General features: G+C 72.6%; 16 protein-coding genes and 1 tRNA gene. 7 read left to right on the top strand and 10 right to left on the bottom strand.

Annotated features, from left to right (window positions below):
* Positions 1 to 38: 38 nt before the first annotated feature.
* The 6 genes from ACFC1R_RS03115 to ACFC1R_RS03090 form a co-directional block, all read right to left on the bottom strand.
* On the bottom strand, positions 39 to 1400 hold the full coding sequence (locus ACFC1R_RS03115; protein WP_375931754.1) for an HD-GYP domain-containing protein: 1362 nt from the start codon (positions 1398 to 1400) through the stop codon (positions 39 to 41).
* 253 nt (positions 1401 to 1653) lie between these two features.
* Complete coding sequence (locus ACFC1R_RS03110) at positions 1654 to 3255, bottom strand: HD-GYP domain-containing protein (protein ID WP_375931751.1); 1602 nt, start codon at positions 3253 to 3255, stop codon at positions 1654 to 1656.
* Between the two features lie 179 nt (positions 3256 to 3434).
* A complete protein-coding gene (rsrA, locus tag ACFC1R_RS03105) occupies positions 3435 to 3782 on the bottom strand; it encodes a mycothiol system anti-sigma-R factor (RefSeq protein WP_375931748.1) in 348 nt (115 codons plus the stop codon).
* Positions 3779 to 4429 (bottom strand): sigma-70 family RNA polymerase sigma factor, encoded by a 651-nt coding sequence (locus ACFC1R_RS03100; RefSeq protein WP_375932258.1) that lies wholly within the window; start codon positions 4427 to 4429, stop codon positions 3779 to 3781. Before ACFC1R_RS03100 ends, rsrA begins: the two co-directional genes overlap by 4 nt.
* Before the next feature lie 320 nt (positions 4430 to 4749).
* Positions 4750 to 5385: an alpha/beta family hydrolase gene (locus ACFC1R_RS03095; protein ID WP_375931745.1), complete on the bottom strand. Its 636-nt coding sequence runs from the start codon at positions 5383 to 5385 to the stop codon at positions 4750 to 4752.
* Between the two features lie 162 nt (positions 5386 to 5547).
* Entirely contained in the window at positions 5548 to 6303 is a 756-nt protein-coding gene (locus ACFC1R_RS03090) for an SOS response-associated peptidase (RefSeq protein ID WP_375931742.1), read from the bottom strand.
* A gap of 145 nt (positions 6304 to 6448) precedes the next feature.
* On the opposite strand from ACFC1R_RS03090, the gene ACFC1R_RS03085 reads away from it, so the two are divergent.
* The 5 genes from ACFC1R_RS03085 to hisN all read left to right on the top strand — a co-directional run bounded on the left by ACFC1R_RS03085 (position 6449) and on the right by hisN (position 11057).
* The gene (locus ACFC1R_RS03085) at positions 6449 to 7153 is read left to right on the top strand and encodes a M50 family metallopeptidase (RefSeq protein WP_375931739.1); all 705 of its coding nucleotides are present in this window, start codon (positions 6449 to 6451) and stop codon (positions 7151 to 7153) included.
* Positions 7154 to 7291: 138 nt separating this feature from the next.
* Positions 7292 to 8611 (top strand): 3-phosphoshikimate 1-carboxyvinyltransferase, encoded by a 1320-nt coding sequence (gene aroA, locus ACFC1R_RS03080; RefSeq protein ID WP_375931736.1) that lies wholly within the window; start codon positions 7292 to 7294, stop codon positions 8609 to 8611.
* Positions 8612 to 8626: 15 nt separating this feature from the next.
* A complete protein-coding gene (rsgA, locus tag ACFC1R_RS03075; RefSeq protein ID WP_375931733.1) occupies positions 8627 to 9682 on the top strand; it encodes a ribosome small subunit-dependent GTPase A in 1056 nt (351 codons plus the stop codon).
* Positions 9683 to 9878: 196 nt separating this feature from the next.
* Positions 9879 to 10202 (top strand): DMT family transporter, encoded by a 324-nt coding sequence (locus ACFC1R_RS03070; RefSeq protein WP_375931730.1) that lies wholly within the window; start codon positions 9879 to 9881, stop codon positions 10200 to 10202.
* Positions 10203 to 10259: 57 nt separating this feature from the next.
* The gene (hisN, locus tag ACFC1R_RS03065; protein ID WP_375931727.1) at positions 10260 to 11057 is read left to right on the top strand and encodes a histidinol-phosphatase; all 798 of its coding nucleotides are present in this window, start codon (positions 10260 to 10262) and stop codon (positions 11055 to 11057) included.
* An 80-nt stretch (positions 11058 to 11137) separates the two neighbouring features.
* Here hisN and ACFC1R_RS03060 read toward each other — a convergent pair whose 3' ends face one another.
* A complete protein-coding gene (locus ACFC1R_RS03060; RefSeq protein WP_375931724.1) occupies positions 11138 to 12616 on the bottom strand; it encodes a catalase in 1479 nt (492 codons plus the stop codon).
* 104 nt (positions 12617 to 12720) lie between these two features.
* Between ACFC1R_RS03060 and ACFC1R_RS03055 the strand changes: the two genes are divergently transcribed.
* A complete protein-coding gene (locus tag ACFC1R_RS03055) occupies positions 12721 to 13137 on the top strand; it encodes a Fur family transcriptional regulator (RefSeq protein WP_375931721.1) in 417 nt (138 codons plus the stop codon).
* Between the two features lie 225 nt (positions 13138 to 13362).
* Here the strand turns inward: ACFC1R_RS03055 and ACFC1R_RS03050 are convergent, their stop codons facing one another.
* The 3 genes from ACFC1R_RS03050 to ACFC1R_RS03040 form a co-directional block, all read right to left on the bottom strand.
* The gene (locus ACFC1R_RS03050; RefSeq protein ID WP_375931718.1) at positions 13363 to 15363 is read right to left on the bottom strand and encodes a sel1 repeat family protein; all 2001 of its coding nucleotides are present in this window, start codon (positions 15361 to 15363) and stop codon (positions 13363 to 13365) included.
* A gap of 337 nt (positions 15364 to 15700) precedes the next feature.
* Positions 15701 to 15774 (bottom strand) — tRNA-Met (locus ACFC1R_RS03045).
* Between the two features lie 59 nt (positions 15775 to 15833).
* Positions 15834 to 18773: a UPF0182 family protein gene (locus ACFC1R_RS03040; protein WP_375932255.1), complete on the bottom strand. Its 2940-nt coding sequence runs from the start codon at positions 18771 to 18773 to the stop codon at positions 15834 to 15836.
* Between the two features lie 162 nt (positions 18774 to 18935).
* Here ACFC1R_RS03040 and ACFC1R_RS03035 point away from each other — a divergent pair, with 162 nt between their 5' ends.
* A complete protein-coding gene (locus ACFC1R_RS03035; RefSeq protein ID WP_375931715.1) occupies positions 18936 to 19499 on the top strand; it encodes a PPA1309 family protein in 564 nt (187 codons plus the stop codon).
* Positions 19500 to 19501: the final 2 nt, after the last annotated feature.

The raw sequence follows: 19501 nt of genomic DNA, 5'->3' as shown, positions 1-19501 counted from the left end.
CCGTCACCGGTGGTTCGGCACACCGGTGTGCCCCGGTTTCACCCGCCCCGTCCCTCCCGGCGGCCCAGCCCGGCCAGTGCCTCGACCACCTTCGGGTCGTACCGGTCGCCGCGCTCAAGCCGCAGCAGTTCCAGGGCCTCCAGCTGCCCGGCCGCCTCCGGCAGACCCCGGTCGCGGGCGAGCGTGAGCAGTTCGTCGTGGGCGTTGGCGACCCGGATGATCCGGGCGGCCAGCGGCAGGGTCGGATCGTTCGAACCGTCCGGGCGGCGGCACGGGTCGGCCAGCCGTGCGACCTGCTGTGCGACCTGCCGCGGGACCCCGGTCTCCCGGATCACCTCGCTGCCCAGCCTGGCGATCCGCTGCTGCTCGGTCTGCGGCAACCGGGCGGTGGCCCCGCAGGGCACCGGTTCGAGGAGCGAGAGCTGGCCGATGTCGTGCATCAGCGCGGCGTACTCCAGCAGGGCCAGGTCCCGGGTGCCGAAGCCCAGCACCCGGCCGAGCGCGCAGGCGGTGTCGGCGACCCTTCGGGCGTGGCCCGGCGGGGTGTAGCCGGCCACCTCGGTGGCGCGGGCGAGGGTCTCGATGGTCTGTCCCGTGGTGGCCCGCACCGCCGCCGCCCGGCGGAAGGACGCCTGCGCCAGCAGCAGCGGGGTGCAGAACAGCGGCAGCGCCCAGAGTCCCGTCTCGGCCGCCAGCAGGCTGATCAGCATCCCGGTCGCGGGGATCGCGGAGCCGATGCCGAGCAGCGACCTCAGCTCGTCCTCCAGCGCGGCGGCGAACCGCAGGCCGGTCCTGGCCCGGTGCAGCCCGGCGGCCAGGGTCGCGTCGCAGAGCGCGGTGAGGGCCGCGACCCCGCTCACGAACAGCCCGTACGCCGGTCCGGTGCAGTCCGCCCGGTCGAGGGTGCCGCTGTCGTAGAGCGGCTGGAAGAGGGTGGCCGCGAAGGCGACGGTGAGCAGCCGGCGGGCGATCGCGTCCAGCCTGGCCGGGCCCGGCGCCCGCAGGGGCGGTACGGCTCCGCTGAGCATCCCGACCCCGGCGACCGCGATCACCTGCAGCACCCCGTGGGTGGTCGGGAGCCCGCGCAGTGGGCCGAGCAGGGCGTACGCCAGTGCGACGGCGGAGCCGATCGGCGCCTGCTCGCGGTCTCCCGGCAGCGTGAGCCGGACCCGCTCGCCGACCGCGATCACGGCGGCGAAGGCGAGTGCGGCCCCCGGCTCGGCGGGCCCGTCACGCAGCACCACACCGAGCCCGGCCACCAGCAGCACGGCGGCGGCCAGATGGACCGCCCGCACCCAGACCAGCTCGGCACTCACCACCCCGACCACCCCGACCACCCCGACCGTCCGGTCCGCCCCGGCCATCCGCTCCACTCTGACCGCCCGCTCCACCCCGGCCATCCGCTCCACTCTGACCGTCCGGTCCGCCCCGGCCGTCCGGTCCGCCCCGGGCACTCCGGCCGCCCGGGTCCCGGTCCGTCGACACGCCGCCTCGGCCCACCTGTCGCAGAGTGTGCATCCCCGCCCCGGCGTGCGCGCGTCCACGCGGGGCGCCCGGCCCCACACCGCGCACACCCCCACCCGCCCACGCTGCTCCCGGGCCGCCTCACGCCGTCGCCGCCGTCCGTGCGCCCCCGCCTAGCTGCGCTCCGGCTCACCGCACACCCCCGCCTCGTCGCGCGCCGCCCGAGCGCGCGGAACGCGCCGAACGCCCCTGTGGAGCGAGCGTCCTGGCGGGCTCCGGTACGCCGAGCGGGATGTCCGGCACCTCACCGGCCCAGCCACCGGGCGGCGGCAGGACGGGCTCCCACCCGTGCTCCGCGACGGCCGCGACCAGCGCCCGCACCATCGCCGGGTCGAACTGGCTCCCCGCACACCGCTCCAGCTCGACGATCGCCTCGGCGACCGGCCGCCCGCGCCGGTAGGAGCGGGTGGAGGTCATCGAGTCGAAGGCGTCCGCGACCGAGATGATCCGGGCGAACTCGGGGATCCGGTCCCCGGCCAGGCCGTCGGGGTAGCCGAGCCCGTCCAGCCGCTCGTGGTGGTGCAGGATTCCGGCCCGGCCCTCCTCCCCGAGGAAGGCGATGTCCCGCACCAGCTCGTGGCCGAAGACCGGGTGCACCTCGACGGCCCGCCGCTCCGCCTCGCTCAGCGGACCGTTTCTGCGGAGCAGTTCCGTCGCCACCCCCAGCTTGCCCACGTCGTGCAGGGTCCCGGCGAAGTGCAGGGTGCGCAGCCGCTCCTCGACCATGCCGAGCTGGCCGGCGATCAGCACCGCTGCCCGGCCGACCCGTTCGCTGTGGCCCCTGGTGTACGCGTCCTTGATCTCCACGGCCTGCACCAGCGCCTGGACGGAGGTCTGCTGGGCCGCCCGCTCCCGGTGCCCCTGGGCGAAGACCCAGGCGGAGATGGAGAACGGCAACAGGGCGAGCACCGCCGCGAAGGCGCCGTACGGTCCCCGCCAGAGGATCGCGACCATCAGCCCGCCGGCTCCGTGCACGAGTGCGGGCAGCACCACCGCGAGCGGACCGCGCAGCGCTGCGCCCGGTCGCGGCCGGCCCACCGTACGAGGCCCGGCGAGCCGTCGCATTCCCGCCACCAGAGCACTGTTGACCAGGCAGAACGCCGCCACCGAGACGAATGCGGGGAGCAGCGCCGCCGGGAACCTCGACCCGAGCAGCAGCCGTGGGCCGTCCGTCAGATGGAAGACCACCCCGGCCGTGTAGGCCGAGACCGCGAGCTGCGCGGCGTTCCAGCTGCGGCGCAGCGCCCGACGCTGGTCCGCGTACTGCGCGAACGCGGCGGGCAGTGCGACCAGCGCGGCGGCGGCCGGAGGCAGTATCAGGACCCCGGCGAACAGCACGGGGAAGAAGGCCGGACCGGCGGAGAAGCCCGTCCGGTGGGGCCGGCCGGTCCGCCCCGACCGGCGGAGCAGCGCACTCCGGATCCGGTGGCAGGGAGTGGGAAGCCCCTGCGCCAGGCCGTCCCAGTAGCAGTGCAGGAAGGCCAGCAGGGCGACCCCGGGCCAGTCCACCGGCCGGCCCAGCCAGCCGGCCGGGCCGGTGGCGGGCAGCGCCAGGGTCAGCAGGCAGCCGGTTGCGGCAGCCAGCACCGCCAGCAGGTAGCCGACCGTGCGCCGGTCGGCGCGCCGGGTGCTTCGAGGTCCGGGCGCCGCCCCGTCCGCCGGAGCGGCGTCTCGGTGCTCACCAGCGATCTCCGCCTCCCCGCCATGGCCGCAGTTCCCCTCGGGCCGCACGGGCTTGAGGGGCCGTCAGAGGAGGATAGGGCTACACCGGGGAGCGCGGAGGCGCGAAAACACATTGCCCGGGTCGACGCACTGTCAGCTCACCCGAACGAGTGAGCCGACCGATCCCGCGGCACAGTGCACGACCCACCGCGGGCCCGGGCTAGCCCGCCGGGCACGGCGGCCGAGGTCTACTCGGACGCCGCGAGCGTGCTCTGCGCGCCGTGGCCCGCGGTCTCGTCCGCCGCGACCTCGGCGACCGGCCGCATCTCGCCGGAGCGCTGCCCGGCACGGATGCTGTCGATCCGGGCGAGCACCTTGCCGCGCAGGTCGGCAGGCGTGTCGTCGCAACCGCAGGAGCGCTTGATCAACGCCTTGATGGCCTGTTCGAGCCCGTACTTCTCCAAGCAGGGCGAGCACTCCTCGAAGTGCACCCGCAACTTGGCGCAGTCGCCCTCGGCCATCTCGTTGTCGAGGAATTCGTAGAGGTGGTCGAGCACCTCGCCACACTCGGTGTCGTGCGGATCGCCGCAGCTCATGAGCCCGCGCCCTTCGCTTCCTGCCCTGCTCCGCTACCTGCCGGAACGAGCCCGCGCTCACGGGCGTAGTCCTCCAGCATGCCGCGCAACTGGCGGCGGCCCCGGTGCAGTCGGGACATCACCGTACCGATGGGTGTACCCATGATGTCCGCGATCTCCTTGTACGCAAACCCCTCGACGTCCGCGAGGTAGACCGCGATTCGGAACTCCTCCGGAATGGCCTGGAGGGCGTCCTTCACATCGCTGTCCGGCAGGTGGTCGAGCGCCTGGGCCTCGGCCGAGCGGAGACCGGTCGACATGTGCGACTCGGCCCTGGCCAGCTGCCAGTCCTCGATCTCCTCGGCGGCGGTGCGCTGGGGCTCGCGCTGCTTCTTGCGGTACGAGTTGATGAACGTGTTGGTGAGGATCCGGTACAGCCAGGCCTTGAGGTTGGTGCCCTCGCGGAACTGGTGGAAGGACGCGTACGCCTTGGCGAACGCCTCCTGCAGCAGATCCTCGGCGTCGGCCGGGTTGCGGGTCATCCGCAGCGCGGCGGAGTACATGGGATCGAGGTAGCCCAGGGCGTCGCGCTCGAAGCGCTCCCGCCGGGCACCCTCGGTCTCGTTCTCCGACACCCGGAAGGTGTCCTCGCCGATCGCCTCGGCCAGCTCGTCACCCGTGAGAACCTCGCTCACCGGCAGCACCTCGCCCGGCTCGGCCTCGTCCTCGGTCCCGACGACCGGACCCACCTCCTCGGCATCCCGGGCACGACCCACCGCGGGTCCACCCGACAGCGAGGATATCGGGCTCACGGGCTTCTCGCTCGTGGCAAGCCAGTCCGGCCAGACCGGCAGCGCGGCATCCATCGCCGCCCGCTCGTTCGGCCGCTCGGGGCACGCGATCGAACCCATGTGTGCTGCCTTTCCACGGGGCTCACCTGCTGACGGTGGTGTTAACCAGAGCGCCCCGCCGGGCATTCCCAGCAGTCTCAGCAGAGTCCGAGAATCCAGTCGCCGACCGATCCGGTGATCAGCTGCAGTGCCTCGTCCTGGCCGTACGGCGCCCGCTTCGGGACGGCGAAGCCGTGGTTCCCGTACGGAACGGCGACCAGCCGGTGGCCCTCCGGCAGCGCGGGGAACTCCTCCGGGGTGCCGAAGGCGTCCTTCTCCCCCTGGAGCACCAGGGTCGGCCGGCCGGAGCCGAGCAGTTCCTCGGCCCGGCTGCGCTCCGGCCGGCCCGGCGGGTGCAGCGGGAACGCCAGCGCCAGTACCGCGACGGCGCCGACGGCCACCGCCGTGCGGCACGCCACCCGGGCGCCGGCACTGCGGCCGCCGACCACCAACGGCAGCCCGTCACCGGCGAGTTCGGCCATGACCGGGAGCCAGCCCGCGTCCAGGGTCTTCGGCGCGGGGGCGACCTTCTTCCCCGCGACCCGCCAGGGCTGCTCGACCAGCGCGAGGGCGATCCCGCGCCCGGGCAGTGCGGCGGCCAGGGCCTGCAGGTCGACCGCCTCGACGCCGCCGCCCGCACCGTGTCCGAGGACGAGCAGCGCCTTCGGGCGGCCGGCGGCCGGGTACCGGGTGATCCTGGCCTCGCCGGCCGGAGTGGTCACGAGGGTCTGCACGACGGCTCCTGGGTGTTTCCGAAGTTCGGCTTCGACTGTGTCAGGTCTCGGGTGGGCGGCCCGGTCTCGGGGCCGGGAGCAGGGCTCACTCGGCCCGGCGAGGCTCAGCAGGGCCCGACGGGTCACGGCGGGTCACGGCGTGGCTCAGAAGAGCGGCGGGGCTCAGAAGAGCATGGTGCCGTCGTTTCCGGTCTCGTCGAGCGGCTTGAGCAGTTCGGGCCCGTTGTTGCGGATGTTGCCGACCGCCGTCGAGACCGGGACGGCCCGCAGCACGCCGGGCGCGGGCGGGACGAGCAGCGGCCTCACCTCCTCGGCGTTGTCGAGGGACGGGTCCAGCCAGGCGTCGAAGGTGGCCGGGTCGAGGAAGAGCGGCATCCGCTCGTGGATCGGGGCGAGCGCCGGTTCGGCATCGGTGGTGACGATGGTGCAGGTCACCAGCCAGGCCGCCGGATCGTCGGCCGCCACGGTGCGGTCGCGCCAGAACTCGTACAGCCCGGCCAGGGCCAGCGGCCGGCCGTCGACCCGGCTGACGAAGAAGGGCTGCTTGCGCGGCTTGCCCTTCTCGCCGGTCATGGTCTGCCACTCGTAGTAGCCGTCGACCGGCAGCAGACAGCGCCGGGAGGCGAAGGCCTGGCGGTAGGCGGGCTTCTCGTGCACGGTGTCGGAGCGGGCGTTGATCATCTTCACCGCCGTCTCGGCCGACCGCGACCAGGACGGCACCAGGCCCCAGCGCAGCACCCGCAGCTGGCGCACCGGCTCGCGCTCCCCCTTGGGTGCACGGTCCAGCACCGCGTACGCCGAGTCGGTGGGCGCCACGTTCCAGCTCGGCGCGATGGCCTCGGTCGGTTCCCACTGCTGGACACCGAAGATCTCGACCAGGTCCCCGGGCTCGGTGGTGGAGGCGAAACGTCCGCACATGCGGCCAGCTTGCCACGCGGCGGGGCCGCGCCGTGCCCGATCTCGCCCAGCAGAACCGGGAAGTACCGCCGGGCCGTCCTGCCATGGGAGGCTGCCCACTCGGATCCGACGCGGCAGCGCTCGGTACGACCACGGAAGGCGGGGCATGGACAGCGCGTACGTATGGCACCTGGTGGTCGGTTCCCAGCCGGGACCGCCGAGCTGGGTGGCCCCGACCACGGCGGCGGTCGCACTGCTCGCCGTCCTGCTGCGCCCCGTGTGGCAGTTCAGCCGCAACGTGGTGACCATCGCGCACGAGGGCGGACACGGTCTGGCCGCCGTCCTCACCCGCCGCCGGCTGGCCGGCATCCGGCTGCACTCGGACACCTCCGGCCTGACCATCTCCTCCGGACCGCCCACCGGTCCCGGCATGATCCTCACCGCCGCCGCCGGGTACACCGCCCCACCGCTGCTCGGCCTCGGCGGCGCCGCCCTGCTCGCCGGGCAGCACATCGCCCAGCTGCTGTGGATCGGGATCGTCCTGCTGGCGGCCGTCCTGATCATGGTGCGGAACGCGTTCGGACTGCTCTCCGTGGTGGTCACCGGCGCGGCCTTCGTCCTGATCTCCTGGTACGGCGGGGGCGAGCTGCAGGCGGTCTTCGCCTACCTGGGCGTGTGGTTCCTGCTCTTCGCCGGGGTGCGTCCGGTGGTGGAGCTCCAGACCAAGCGGCGGCGCGGCGAGGCCCCGGACTCCGACGCCGACCAGCTCGCCCGCCTCACCGGGGTGGCGGGAGTCCTCTGGGTGACCCTCTTCCTGGTCATCGCACTGTCCTGCCTGCTGGCCGGCGGCAGCTGGCTGATGTCCGCCTGACCCCCGGGTCCGGGCGGCAGCCCGCCGGGGGCGGGGAGCCACCGGTTGCACCGCACGCTCCGCGTGTCTTCGCAGAACGCACGTCCGCCATTCGAATGGGAACGAAGCCCTGATTTCCCGGGCCCCTAGACTTGGCACATGACCGAAGCCCTGTGGCCCGCCCCCGTTGCGACCACCGCCGTCGACGCGACCGTCACCATCCCCGGCTCCAAGTCGGCGACCAACCGAGCCCTGGTGCTGGCCGCCCTCGCGGACGGCCCGGGCTGGGTGCGCCGCCCGCTGCGCAGCCGTGACTCCCAGCTGATGGCGGACGGCCTGCGCGCACTCGGCGTGACCATCGAGGAGACGGTCAACACCGCCAGCGGCGGCACCGGCGGCGGCGAGGCGTGGCGGGTCATCCCGGCCGGCCAGCTGCACGGCCCGGCCCAGGTGGACGTCGGCAACGCGGGCACCGTCATGCGCTTCCTGCCCCCGCTCGCGGTGCTGGCCGACGGCCCGGTGCACTTCGACGGCGACCCGCGCTCGTACGAGCGTCCGCAGCACGGCGTGATCAACGCCCTGCGCGCGCTCGGCGCCCGGATCGACGACGGCGGGCGCGGCGGCTTCCCGCTCACCGTGCACGGCTCCGGCGCGCTGGACGGCGGTCCGGTCGAGCTGGACGCCTCGTCCTCCTCCCAGTTCATCAGCGCACTGCTGCTCTCCGGCGCCCGCTACAACAACGGCGTGGAGATCAGGAACATCGGCGGCACCGTCCCCTCCCTCCCGCACATCCGGATGACGGTGGACATGGTCCGCAAGGCCGGCGCCCAGGTGGACGCGCCCGAGGACGGCGGCGAGAAGGACGTCTGGCGGGTCACCCCCGGTGCCCTGATCGGCCGTGACCTGGTGGTCGAGCCGGACCTCTCCAACGCCGCGCCGTTCTTCGCCGCCGCGCTGGTCACCGGCGGCCGGGTGACCGTCCGCGACTGGCCCAGGCACACCTACCAGCCCGGCGACCAGCTGCGCGAGATCTACACCCGGATGGGCGGCAGCTGCCGCTTCACCGACGACGGCCTGGAGTTCTCCGGCACCGGCCGGATCCACGGCATCGAGGTCGACCTGCACGACGTCGGCGAGCTCACCCCGGTGATCGCCGCCGTCGCCGCGCTGGCCGACTCCGAGTCCCACCTGTACGGCATCGCCCACCTGCGGATGCACGAGACCGACCGGCTGGCCGCGCTGGCCAAGGAGATCAACGACCTCGGTGGCGACGTCACCGAGACCGAGGACGGCCTGCGGATCCGTCCGCGCCCGCTGCACGGCGGCGTCTTCCACACCTACGAGGACCACCGCCTGGCCACCGCCGCAGCGGTGCTGGGCCTCGCGGTCGAAGGCGTCCGGGTGGAGAACGTGGCGACCACGGCCAAGACCCTGCCCGACTTCCCGCAGATGTGGGCCGATCTACTGGGTCAGGGCTAAGGGGAGTACTGCACCATGCGCCGCTACGGCAAGGACGCCGACGAGGACGACATCCGCAACCGCCCGGCCCGCCGGGGCTCCCGGCCGCGGACCCGGATCCGGCCCAAGCACGAGGACGCCGCCGAGGCGATGATCCTCACGGTGGACCGGGGTCGGCTCACCTGCCTGGTGGACGCCGGGACCAAGCAGGAGCGCGAGGTCGTCGCCATGAAGGCCCGCGAACTGGGCCGCAAGGGGGTCGTCGTCGGCGACGTGGTCAACGTGGTCGGCGACCTCTCCGGCGAACCCGACACGCTCGCCCGCATCGTCCGGGTCGAGGAGCGCACCTCGGTCCTGCGGCGCACGGCGGACGACGACGACCCGTACGAGCGGATCGTCGTCGCCAACGCCGAGCAGCTGGCCATCGTCACCGCCCTGGCCGACCCGGAGCCCCGGCCCCGGCTGATCGACCGCTGCCTGGTCGCCGCGTACGACGCGGGGATGGAACCGCTGCTGGTCCTCACCAAGTCCGACCTCGCCCCGGCCGAACCGCTGCTGGAGTCGTACGCGCCGCTGGGCATCCGCTACGTCGTCACCCGGCGGGACGAGCTGTCCGCCGAGGACGCGGAGGCCGTCCGGGAGCACCTGCGCGGGCGCTCCACGGTGTTCATCGGGCACTCAGGCGTCGGCAAGACCACGCTGGTCAACGCGCTGGTCCCGGCACGCCAGCGGATCACGGGGCACGTCAACGCGGTGACCGGGCGCGGTCGGCACACCACCGTCTCGGCGCTGGCCCTGCGGCTTCCGCCGCCGCCCGGCGCCAAGCCCGGCTCCAGGAAGGCGCTCGACCCGGGCTGGGTGATCGACACCCCGGGCTTCCGCTCCTTCGGCCTCTCCCACATCGACCCGTCCCGGGTCATCCACGCCTTCCCCGACCTGGAGTCCGGCACCGCCGACTGCCCGCGCGCCTGCAGCCACGACGAACCCGACTGCGCCCTCGACGCCTGGGTCACCGACGGCCACGCCGACCCCGCCCGCCTCTACTCGCTGCGCCGTCTGCTGGCCACCCGCGAAGCCCGCGAGGGCGACTGAGGCCTGTCCGACGGTTCCCGCCCGGGGAGCGGGGAACCGCCCGCACCGAAGGGGCCGGGCCGGCCACGGCCGCTCCCGCTGCGGACGGTTCCCCGCGTCCCGACGCCGTGCCCGATTGCCCGGCGGGAGGTGTCGGACGGCCCGCGCGTGGCGATCATAGGAAGGTCAGTCCTCGACGCGGCAGGGAGTCAGCTCGATGGCATGGGCCTTGGTGATCATCGCCGGTCTGCTGGAGACCGGGTTCGCGATCAACCTCAAGCTGAGCGACGGCTTCACCAAGCTCTGGCCCACCATCGGCTTCGCCTGCTTCGCGCTCGGCAGCTTCGGCCTGCTGACCCTCTCGCTCAAGTCCCTGCCGGTGGGCAGCGCCTACGCGGTCTGGACCGGCATCGGCGCGGCCGGTACCGCGGTCTACGGGATGATCTGGATGGACGAGTCGACCTCGGTGCTCAAACTGGTCTCGATCACCATGGTGATCGCCGGCGTGGTCGGTCTCCAGCTCAGCGGCAGCGGCCACTGACGTCCCGCCCTGCGAGCCACCCTGACGCGGCTCCCGATGCCTCGATAGTGTTCGAGCATGGCCGACTACCACGATGACCTCCGCCTCGCCCACGTCCTCGCCGACTCGGCCGACTCCGTCACCATGGACCGTTTCAAGGCGCTGGACCTGCAGATCGAGACCAAGCCCGACCTGACACCGGTGAGCGACGCCGACAAGGCCACCGAGGAGCTGCTGCGCAGCGTGCTGCAGCGGGCCCGCCCGCGCGACGCGGTGCTGGGCGAGGAGTTCGGCCTGCAGGGCTCGGGCCCGCGCCGCTGGGTGATCGACCCGATCGACGGGACCAAGAACTACGTCCGGGGCGTACCGGTCTGGGCCACCCTGATCGCGCTGCTGGAGGACGGCCCGGACGGCGAGCAGCAGCCGGTGGTCGGCATGGTCTCCGCCCCGGCGCTGGGCCGCCGCTGGTGGGCGGCGAAGGGCCTGGGCGCGTACGCCGGCCGCAGCCTGGCCAAGGCGAGCCGGATCGAGGTGTCCGGGGTCTCCCGGATCGAGGACTCCTCGCTCTCGTACTCCTCGCTCACCGGCTGGGAGGACCGCGGCCGGCTGGACGCCTTCCTCGACCTCTCCCGGTCCTGCTGGCGGACCCGGGCGTTCGGTGACTTCTGGTCGTACATGATGGTCGCCGAGGGCGCAGTGGACATGGCGGCCGAGCCGGAGCTGAGCCTGTGGGACATGGCGGCGCCGTGCGTGATCGTCCAGGAGGCGGGCGGCCGCTTCACCGGGCTCGACGGGATCGACGGACCGAACGGCGCGGACGCGGTGGCCTCCAACGGGCTGCTGCACGACGAGACGCTGCGCCGGCTGAGCGTCTGATCCGGCCGCCTCGTGGGTGCGGGCCCTGGAACCAGGAGAAAGCTGGTTCCAGGGCCCGCGGTCTTGGCGGCGGCCTGCGGCTACTTCTGCTTGCGCAGCTCGCGGACCGCGTTCTCCAGCCGCTGGCCGTAGTCGGCGTCGGCCTGGCGGAAGTTGCCGATCGCCCGCTCGACGATGTCGTCGCGGTCGGCCGAGACCTTGGCGATGAAGCCGGCCAGGTTGGCGATCAGGCGCTGCTTCTCGTCCTCGGAGAAGAGCCGGTAGAGGTTGCCGGCCTGCACGAAGTCGTTGTCCTCGGTGTGCGAGGGGGCCTCGTGGGTGCCGGTGGTGCCGGTGACCGGGACGGCGGACCAGAGCGGACGGCCGGTCTCGACCGGGCCGCCGAAGCTGTTCGGCTCGTAGTTCTTCTGGCGGCCGTGGCGGCCGTCGTACAGGTAGCCGTCACGGCTGTTGGTGCGCGCCTCGGTGGCGTGCGGGCGGTTCACCGGCAGGTGGTCGGCGTTGATGCCGACCCGGTAGCGGTGGGCGTCCGCGTAGGCGAACAGACGGCCCTGGAGCATCTTGTCCGGGGACGGGCCGATGCCGGGGACGAAGTGCGCCGGCGAGAAGATCGACTGCTCGACCTCGGCGAAGACGTTCTCCGGGTTGCGGTTGAGCTCCAGCTTGCCGATCTCGATCGGCGGGTAGTCCTCGTGCGGCCAGACCTTGGTCAGGTCGAACGGGTTGAAGCGGTACTGCGCGGCGTCGGCGGCGGGCATGATCTGCACCTGGACGGTCCAGCTCGGGAACTCGCCGCGCTCGATCGCCTCGCGCAGGTCGCGCTGGTGGCTGTCCGGGTCCTCACCGGCGAGCCTGTTGGCCTCGTCCTGGGTGAGGTTCTTGATGCCCTGGTCGGTCTTGAAGTGGTACTTCACCCAGAAGTACTCACCGGCCTCGTTCTGCCACTGGTAGGTGTGCGAGCCGTAGCCGTTCAGGTGGCGGTAGGTGGCCGGGATGCCGCGGTCACCGAAGAGCCAGGTCACCTGGTGGGTGGACTCGGGCGACAGGCCCCAGAAGTCCCAGACGTTGTCCGCCTCCTGCGAACCGGTGTACGGGTCGCGCTTCTGGGTGTGGATGAAGTCCGGGAACTTGATGGCGTCCTTGATGAAGAACACCGGGGTGTTGTTGCCGACGAGGTCGTAGTTGCCGTCCTCGGTGTAGAACTTCAGCGCGAACCCGCGCGGGTCACGGACGGCGTCGGCCGAGCCGAGGTTGCCGGCCACGGTGGAGAAGCGCAGGAAGGTCTCGGTCTGCTTGCCGACCTCCGAGAGGAACTTCGCCCGGGTGTACGCGGAGACGTCGGCGGTCACCGTGAAGGTGCCGTACGCGGCGGCGCCGCGGGCGTGCACCACGCGCTCCGGGATGCGCTCGCGGTTGAAGTGCGCGAGCTTCTCGAACAGCAGCTGGTCCTGGATCAGCGCCGGGCCGCCTATGCCGGCGGTCTCGGTGTTCTGGTTGTCCGCGACGGGGGCACCGGCCTCCGTGGTGAGGGTGGGCCGCAGCTCGTCCTGGGTCGTCATGGCAGTGCCTCCGCGTTATCCGGTCGTGACGGACTCGATCCTAGCTTGGACTTTGTCTAAGTCAACACTGGAACCAACTTCGGAATGTGGCTTACCCTGTCCCCATGAGTGACCTGCTGGAACGACTTCGCGGACGTGGGTGGCGGCTGACCTCGCAGCGGCGTGTCGTGGCGGAGGTCCTCGACGGCGACCACGTGCACCTGACCGCCGACGAGGTGCACGCACGCGCGGTGGAGCGACTGCCCGAGATCAGCCGCGCCACCGTCTACAACACCCTCGGCGAGCTGGTGATCCTCGGCGAGGTGCTGGAGGTCAGCACCGACGGCCGCGCCAAGCGGTACGACCCCAATGCGCACCACGCCCACCAGCACCTGATCTGCTCCGGTTGCGGCGCGATCCGCGACGTCCACCCCCAGGGTGATCCAATTGCCGCCCTGCCCGCCACCGAGCGCTTCGGCTTTGTCATCTCGGGCGCCGAGGTCACCTACCGCGGCCTCTGTCCCAACTGCGCGAGACCCTGACCACCGGACACCCTCCTGACGCACTGCCGGCCCGCCCCGGGGCCGGGACAGGACCCGGTCGTACGCGGAGCCGCACGGCTCAAACGGCACCGGAGCCGCGCCGGCCCGCAGCACTCACTGGGGGCCGCGGGGCACCAGCGGGCCGCCGGACCGCCGCCCGGCTGTCGCCCGCCGCCTCCCGCCGCGCCCCCTGCTCCGGACGGACCCGCCCCCGACCGCCGGAACTCAGGCGCTGAGCTCCGAGTGCAGCGCCCCCAGCAGCCGGGCCGCCCGCTCCGCGACCTCCGCGGGCCCGTACTCCGTCGCCCGCCGGCAGTAGCTCTCCGCCTGCAGCGGCTCGCCCCGGCGCAGCGCCAGCAGCGCCAGCCGCAGCGCCGCCCGCCCGTGCCCCGCGTCCGCGGCCCGGGTGTACCAGAGCATCGCCTCGGCCTCGCTGTCCTGCCGCGCCAGCAGCAGGCCCAGGTTGAACGCCGCGCTGCGGCTGCCCGCCTCCGCGGCGCGCCGGTACCAGCTCTCGGCGATCTGCAGCGCACCCCGCTCCGCGGCCCGTACGCCCATCCGCACCTGCGCCCGCCGGTGCCCGGCGTCGGCGGCCACCGCGTACCAGTGCTCGGCCTCCTCATCCGCGTCACCACGCCGGTCCAGCAGCGAGGCCAGCCGGAACGCGCCCTCGGCCGAACCGCCCGAGCCCGCCTGCCGGTAGCGCTCCAGCGCACCGGTCAGATTGCCCCGCTGCTCCTGCGCCACCGCCAGCTGGAGCGCCGCCTCGCCGTGCCCCTCGGCAGCGGCGCGCGCGTACCACTCGTGCGCCTGCTGCTGCTCCCCGCGCCCGGCGTGCAGGACACCGAGGTTGAAGGCGCCGTCGACGCTCCCGGCCTCGGCGGCCTTGGAGAACCAGGGCTCGGCGCCGGACTCGTCGCCGCGCTGGAGGAGCACCACGGCCAGCGCGTTGCACGCCTCCCGGTGCCCGGCGTACGCGGCCCGCCGGTACCACTGCTCGGCCTGCGCCTCGCGTCCCGCGCCCGCGCAGAGCAGCCCGAGGTTGAAGGCGCCGTTGTGGTCGCCGGCATCCATCGCCACGCGGTACCAGCGCTCGGCCTCGGCGGCCTCGCCCCGACTCGCGTGCAGCGCTCCGAGCGCGTTCGCGGCCATGCCGTCGCCCGCCTCCGCGGCCTCCTGCCACCACTCGGCGGCGGCGGTGGGATCCCCGGCGTCGCGCAGCAGGAAGCCCAGTGCACAGGCCGCCCTGGCCTCGCCATTCTGCGCCGCCTGGCGGTACCAGCGGGCGGCCTCGTCGGCGCAGGCCGGGTCCTGGTGGGCCCGCTCCTCCAGCAGCACGCCGAGCCGCAGCGCGGCGCGGGCGTGGCTGCGCGCGGCGGCGGTGCGGTACCAGGTCTCGGCGGTCTCCTTGTCCCCGGCCGCCTCGCGCATCCGGGCCAGCCGGTACGCGGCCTCGCGGTGGCCGGCGTCGGCGGCGGCCCGGAACCAGCGTTCGGCCCGGACGTCCCGCCGGTGCTCCATCAGGTCGCCCAGGGCGTACGCCCCGAGCGGGTGCCCCTGCTCGGCGGCGAAGTGCAGCCAGTACTCGGCGGCCTCCTCCTCGCCCTGGTCGCGCAGCTGGAGGCCGAGCGCGTGCGCGGCCGGCGCACTGCCCGCGACGGCGGCCTGCCGCCACCACTGGGCCGCCTCGGCCCGGTGACCGCGCTGGTGCAGCAGCACCCCGAGGTTGTTGGCCGCCGCGCGCAGCCCGGCGGCGGCGGCGCTGCGCAGGTACGGCTCGGCGTCCTCCAGGTCCCCCCGGCGCAGCAGCAGCGCGCCGAGCTGGCTCGCCGCGTTGGCGTCGCCGCCGTCGGCCGCCTGCCGGTGCCTGGACTCCAGTGCGGCCTGCTCGCGGGCGGCCAGCGCGGACTCGAAGCTCGTCTCCTCCTCGCCGTCGGGCTCGACGGAGACCGACGCGGTTCCGTACGGACCGATGGCGTCCAGGAGCTGCTGCGCCGAGACGTGCACCAGCCGCTCGGGTCCCGAGCCGGCCGCCGGCTCGGGACCGCCCGTCAGGCTGCTGGTGCGCTGGGTGGGCAGAGCCCGTTGAGTGTCCTCGGGGCCGATCGCCCAGGCCTCGGTGTCGGCGTCGCGGAGCGGCTCGCCCGCTCCGTCGGCCTGCGCCGTGCTGGTGCCCTTGGCCGGGGTGGGCCTCGCTCCCGTGTCGTTCCTGCCGATCAGCTTCATGCCGACTCCCGCTCCCCCAGAGTGCTGCGGCATCCTCCCCCAGCCTTCGGCCAGGGGGACCCCCAAGGGGTGCGCCGGATCGGACGGCTCGTCAGCCGTCGTCCTGCATCCCCCGTGTGGCCCATCGTCGCATCACCCGCAACCCGCGTACACCTGCTCCGGCCGTTTTTGGCGGAGCGGGGCCGAAGCCCGGCGAGATTGCTTCAGCGCTTTGTCGATTTCCCGACACTTGAGCCCCACAAACCCCAGTCACGCATAGTACCGGAGCAGGCCGACACGCCGTGCGGACATGCAGAAGGCCCGGCAGATGAATCTGCCGGGCCTTCTGACTATCGAGTAGCGGGGACAGGATTTGAACCTGCGACCTCTGGGTTATGAGCCCAGCGAGCTACCGAGCTGCTCCACCCCGCGTCGTTGTGTCTCAACCGTAGCACGGTCGCGGAGTGGAACAGAAATCGGTTAACCGCAGCTCAGGGGCTGGCGGTGGGCGAGGAGGACGGTGCCGGGGCACCGCCGCCGCCCTGCTGCTGCGCCGCGGCCGCGGCCGAGAGCGCGTCCTGAAGGGCCTTCTGGTCCTGGCCGTACCTGGTCCAGTCCCCGCTCTTCAGCGCGTCCTGGCCGTCGGTGAACGCCTTCTGGGCGTCCTGCAGCGCCTTGTCCAGCGCCGGGTTGGCGCCGGTCCGCGATCCGGTGGCAGGCGGGGTGGTGGTGCCCGGCGCGGTGGTGCCGGGGCTGGTGGTGCCGGGCGCGTTCGGCGTGGCCGGGGCTCCGCTGGTCGCGGCGCCGAAGACCTTCTTCAGCGCGTCCTCCAGGGTGTTCTCGAAGGCCACGTTGTCCTTGCCGTACACCGCGAGCACCTTCTGCAGCACCGGGTACTTGGCGCTGTTCCCGCGCACGTACACCGGTTCGACGTTGAGCAGGCCGCCGCCGACCGGGAGGGTCAGCAGGTTGCCGTACTCGACGTCGGAGCCGCTGCCGTTCTTCAGGATGTTGAGCTGGCGGGCGACTTCGGGGTCGGAGTTGAACTTGGCCTGCGCCAGGTTCGGACCGAGCGTGCCGGTGTCCCCGGGCACCTTGAGGACCCGGATCTTGCCGTAGTCCGGCCCCGGGTCCGCGCCGACCGCCATGAAGGCGGCCAGGTTGTCGCGCTTGCTGGGTACGAAGGAGGTGGTCAGCGAGAAGCTGGCGGCGGCCGCGTCGGGCATCCGGACCGTCAGGTAGTACGGCGGCTGCACGTCACCGGTGCCGGTGGTCGGGTCCTGCGGGACCTGCCAGATGTCGGTGCCGTTGAAGAAGGCGTTGGCGTCCGTCATGTGGTACATCGCCAGCAGGTCGCGCTGGACCTTGAACATGTCCTGCGGGTACCGCAGGTGCGGCAGCAGCGTGCCCGGGATGGCGCTCCTGGGCTCGATCGTGCCGGGGAAGGCCTTCATCCAGGTCCTCAGCACCGGGTCCGCGTCGTCCCACTGGTAGAGCGTCACCTCGCCGGTGTACGCGTCCACGGTGGCCTTCACCGAGTTGCGGATGTAGTTGACCTCGTTGGCGGCGGTCAGCGTCCGGCCGCGCTGGTCGGTCAGCGAGTCCTTGGTGGCGTCGCCGAGCGTGGTCTTGGACGAGAACGGGTAGCCGTCGGAGGTGGTGTAGCCGTCCAGGACCCAGACCAGCCGGCCGTTCTCCACCACCGGGTACGGGTCGGCGTCGATGGAGAGCCAGGGCGCGACCTTCTCCACCCGCTCCTTGGGTGTCCGGTCGTAGATCACCTTGGCGCCGTCGGCGATCGCACCCGAGTAGAGGATCTTCGGCTCGGCGAACTTCACCGCGTACGCGGCCCGGGTCAGCGGGTTGTCCAGCGAGACGCCGCTGTCGCCGGTGTACTTGTACGTCTGGTCGGCACCGGTGTCGGTGGTGTAGTCGATCTCGCTGTTGGAGCCGCCGACGATCGAGTACTGGGTGCTCTTCTCCCCGTAGTAGACCCGCTGCTGGTAGTCCCCGAGGGCGCCGGTGGCCGGCAGGCCCGACTCGGTGAAGACCGGCTGCCCCTGGGAGTTGACCTGGTTCCCCTTGGCCGCGACGACGCCGTAGCCGTGGGTGTACTTGAAGTGGTCGTTGATCCAGTTCCGCTGCTGGACGCCGTTCAGGTCGAGCTCGCGCACGCCGATCACGGTGTCCTGGGCGGCGGTGCCGGTGCCGTACCGGTCGACGTTCAGGGTCTTCGGGAAGGCGTAGTACGAGCGCTGCTGCTCGAGCTGCTGGAAGGCCGGCGAGACCACGTTCGGGTCCAGCAGGCGGATGTCCGAGATGGTCTGGGCGTCCTGCTTGAGCGCCTCGGCGGTGGTCGAGTCCTTGGGCGTGTACTGCTGGGTCCGGCTGTCCGCGATGCCGTACGCCTGCCGGGTGGCGTCGATGTTCTTCTGGATGTACGGCGTCTCCTTGGCCTGCTCGTTCGGCTTGACCTGGAACTGCTGCACGATCGCCGGGTAGAGCCCGCCGATCAGCACCGCCGAGAGCGCCATCAGGCCGAAGCCGATCAACGCCGGGGCCCAGGTGCGGCGGATCGGCGTCAGGAAGAACAGCAGCGCACAGATGATCGCGACGAAGAACAGGATGGTCTTGGCCGGCAGGTACGCGTTGGCGTCCACGTAGCGCAGCCCGGTCCAGCCGTCCACACCCTTGTAGGCGCCGGACTTCACCGCCAGCGCGTACCGGTCCAGCCAGTACGCGACCGCCTTGAGCAGCACGAACGCACCCAGCAGCACGGCCAGGTGACCCTGCGCGCCGGCGCTCGCCCGCCGCCCGGGGCCCTGCAGGCGCAGGCCCCCGTACAGGTAGTGCACCAGCACGGCGGCCAGCAGCGAGACGATCACCGCACTGAACGCGAAGCCGAGCAGGAACTCGTACCAGGGCAGCGAGAAGGCGTAGAAGGCGACGTCCAGGTGGAACTGGCTGTCCTTCTCGCCGAACGGCGTCTGGTTGGTCCACAGCAGCCAGGTGCGCCACTGGCCGGCCGCCGCCGCACCGGCGACCAGACCGATCAGCAGCGAGATCGCCACCAGCAGCCAGCGCTTGTGCGGGGCCACGCCCATCCGGTAGCGGTCCAGGCTCTGCTGCTCCACCGACATCGCCGAGAGCGGCGGCCGCAACCGGTACGCCAGCCAGAGGTTGACGCCGACGACGACGGCCATGACCAGGCCGAAGACCGCGAACAGTCCGATCTTCGCCGACAGCTGGGTGCCGAAGACCGAGGAGTAGCCGACCGACTTGAACCAGAGCCAGTCCGTCCACAGACCTGCGAACAGGACGAACAGCACGATCAGCGCCGCGAGCACCGCGGCGGTCAGCAGCAGGACCCGCGCCCGGCGTGAGGGTGGGCCGACTCTGGGCCGGAAGCCCGGTCCCGGTCGGTCCGGCATCTGGAACACCAAGGTGGCACCTCTGCTGTGTCGTGGGTGAGCGGGTCGGGGCGAGCGAGTCGGTCCTTTATGCAACTTAGTCGGTGATTACCTGAGTTCCCACGGTCCGTACACCGGTTCCGCACGGGGACGACGGGGAGCCGCTCATGTGAGGATTGGGACATGTCCGATGCAAGCCACACCCTGTCCGGCGACGGCCGCCCGCCGGCCGCCACCCCGCTCACCCGCGCCGCCCTGGAGATCGACGAGTACGCCTCCTCGCTCGGCTGGGACCTCCCGGCCCGGCTGTTCGCCCTGATCGACGGCGCGAAGCTGAAGAAGACCGACCCCGCGCTGGCCAGGCAGCTCGGCCTGGCCGACGAGGAGGACCCTGGCCTGACCCCGGTCGAGCAGGACGAGCTGCCGACCGGGATGGAGCTGGACAAGTTCCTCGGCACCATCGCCTGGCCCGACATGGTGTCCGGCTGCGCGCTGGTGGTCGAGCGGCTGATGCTGCCGCCGGGCGCCGAGCAGTCCCGCCCCAAGAACGCCACCGAGGCGCAGCTGGCCGACTGGGTGGCCAACCACCCGGACCGCCAGGAGGTGCGGATCACCGCCGCCGTGCTGCGCGACGGGAAGAAGGAGATCGCCCTGCGGCTGCGTTCCAAGGACGTCGCCCGCGAGGTGCTCACCGGCCCCGACCTGGTGCCGGGCCTCACCGAAGCACTGCTGGCCACCTTCTCCTGAGC

This window comes from Kitasatospora sp. NPDC056138, from assembly GCF_042264695.1.
Classification (GTDB): Bacteria; Actinomycetota; Actinomycetes; order Streptomycetales; family Streptomycetaceae; genus Kitasatospora.
This window is presented reverse-complemented; position numbering and strand designations above follow the sequence as displayed.